Below are 507 nucleotides of genomic sequence, written 5' to 3' on the forward strand. Positions count from 1 at the left end.
TGGAACGCCAAGACCCTGGCGAAGATGATGGAGCTGTACGACGCTGAGCGATTGAAAGACGCCATATACATCGCCGACTCGGCTGCTGTCACACCAGAGACGCTGGCCGGATTCCGGCGCCATGGGGTCCGTTTCATCTCGAAGCTGCCGAACACCTACAAAGTATGTGGACAGATTGTACGAGCGGCCATCGAGAAAGAGAAAGCATGGGTGGAGGTGGGAACGCTCAGCGACCGCAAGGGTGCTGCCGTCTACCGGGTACAGTCCTTTCACCGCGAACTGGACGGTGAGACGTACCGGTTTATCGCGGTGCAATCCTCGAGCCTGGATGCTCGCAAGGAAAAGGCGTTGGCCAAGCGACTCGAGCAAGAGCGAACTACTTGGCAAGCAGACGCGGCAGCAGAGGGCAAGATTGCCTATGCCTGTGAGGCGGACGCACAGCGAGGATTGGAAACCTGGCTCAAGGCCCACCGGGGCTATCATAAGGTCACAGCCAAAACGGTGGCG

Annotated in this window: 1 pseudogene; it reads left to right on the top strand. The window is 58.8% G+C overall.

Features of this window, described 5'->3' with window-relative positions:
* Positions 1-507 (top strand): annotated as a pseudogene (locus IEX97_RS13455) (IS1634 family transposase); the annotation flags it as partial.

This window comes from Paenalicyclobacillus cellulosilyticus, assembly GCF_014647315.1.
In the GTDB taxonomy this organism is placed as follows: domain Bacteria; phylum Bacillota; class Bacilli; order Alicyclobacillales; family Alicyclobacillaceae; genus Alicyclobacillus_J; species Alicyclobacillus_J cellulosilyticus.